General features: G+C 63.0%; 1 pseudogene. It reads right to left on the minus strand.

Features of this window, described 5'->3' with window-relative positions:
- Positions 1-976 (minus strand): annotated as a pseudogene (locus ACFV20_RS36995) (pyruvate dehydrogenase (acetyl-transferring), homodimeric type); the annotation flags it as partial.
- Between the last annotated feature and the right edge of the window lie 318 nt (positions 977-1,294).

Consider the following 1,294-nt stretch of genomic DNA (forward strand, 5'->3'; position numbering starts at 1 on the left):
CCAGGAGGGTGTCCCATTCCCGGCCCCAGACCACCTTGATCACGTTCCAGCCCGCGCCGCGGAAGAACGCCTCCAACTCCTGCATGATCTTGCCGTTGCCGCGCACCGGGCCGTCCAGGCGCTGGAGGTTGCAGTTGATCACGAAGTTCAGGTTGTCCAGGTTCTCGTTCGCGGCGAGCTGCAACAAACCACGGGATTCGGGTTCGTCCATTTCCCCGTCACCGAGGAACGCCCAGACCTGCTGGTCCGTGGTGTCCTTGATCCCGCGGTTCTGGAGGTACCGGTTGGACTGGGCCTGGTAGATCGCGTTCATCGGGCCGATACCCATCGACACGGTCGGGAACTCCCAGAACCCCGGCATCAACCTGGGGTGCGGGTAGGAGGACAGGGCGTGGCCTTCCTTGGACTTCTCCTGCCGGAACCCGTCCAAATCCTCCTCCGACAACCGGCCTTCCATGAACGCGCGGGCGTACATGCCCGGGGACGCGTGGCCCTGGAAGAACACCTGGTCACCGCCGGAAGGGTGGTCCTTGCCGCGGAAGAAATGGTTGAACCCGACCTCGTACAAGGTCGCCGCACCGGCGTAGGTGGAAATATGCCCGCCCACACCAATATCGGACCGCTGCGCCCGGTGGACCATCACGGCCGCGTTCCACCGCATATACGCCCGGTACCGGCGCTCGAACTCCTCGTTCCCCGGGAACGGCGCTTCCTGGTCCACCGGGATCGTGTTCACATAATCAGTGGTCGTCACCATCGGAACACCCACGCTCCGGGCACCAGCACGCTGCAACAACGAACGCATAATGAACTGCGCCCGCTCCGTACCCTGCTCCGCGATCAACGCATCAAGGGACTCAATCCACTCCGCGGTCTCTTCCGGATCACGATCAGGCAACTGGGCAGTCAACCCACTAAGGATGTGTGAGGTCTCTTCTCCTGCAGCCACGTCCAACCTTCCTTTAGGCGCATCCATCGGCGCCTCAAGTCCGGCAGGGTAACTGCCCGTCGTGAACGCGTCGTGTGCGACATCTCGGTTTCAAACAGCCCGGTCGGATGCGCCGGGCAGGTCTTGTGAGCGCATGGCTGCGCAATGGAATCCTTCGGGGCGATCGCCCTGCAGCCAATGCACTCATGGCCACTCTAGCTTTGACGGCGCTGGTATGCGTAGCCGCGGGGCCCGAGGGGCGTTGTATGTCACACCCCGGCACCCTCCGTGACGGATGCCACGCGATTGTCACAGCTTCGAAACACCCCGGGTAGTGCGGAATATGGTGGATCGCAGGGACAATGG

The sequence above is a fragment of the Streptomyces sp. NPDC059696 genome (assembly GCF_042733745.1).
In the GTDB taxonomy this organism is placed as follows: Bacteria; Actinomycetota; Actinomycetes; order Streptomycetales; family Streptomycetaceae; genus Streptomyces.